Below are 416 nucleotides of genomic sequence, written 5' to 3' on the forward strand. Positions count from 1 at the left end.
AAGTCCAAAGCCAAGACCAAGGCGAAGTCCAAGGCGAAGTCCAAGGCGAAGTCCAAGGCCACGTCGACGCCCAAGTCGAAGAAGCTCAAGTCGAAGGCGAGCGCGGGCAAATCGGCGAAGACTGCCGACAAGAAGCCGGTGAGCAAGTCGAAGAAGCCCGCCAAGGCCGCGGCGAACAAAGTCGCCAAGTCGCCTTCGGCCAAGAAGGGGGCTGCCAAAAAGGCCACTGCCAAGAAGGCCACTGCTAACAAAGGCACTGCCAAGACGGTCGCTAGGACGACGGTCGCCCAGAAAGCGGTATCCAACAAGGCCGTGACGCCCAAACCGGCCTCCTCCCGGGCGCCCACCAAGCCTTCGGCCAAGACGGCCAAGACCAAGCCCGCGCCGAGCGCTGCGGAGGTAGTCGCCGAGCCGAT

The 416-nt window shown here is 63.2% G+C and carries 1 protein-coding gene; it reads left to right on the forward strand.

Translation table 11 applies throughout. The features are described from left to right. Positions 1-416: hypothetical protein (locus tag DU475_RS23985; RefSeq protein WP_164633537.1), on the forward strand; the 416-nt coding region annotated here is incomplete at both ends.

Source organism: Rhodopseudomonas sp. WA056 (assembly GCF_010906995.1).
Taxonomy (GTDB): Bacteria; Pseudomonadota; Alphaproteobacteria; order Rhizobiales; family Xanthobacteraceae; genus Rhodopseudomonas; species Rhodopseudomonas palustris_G.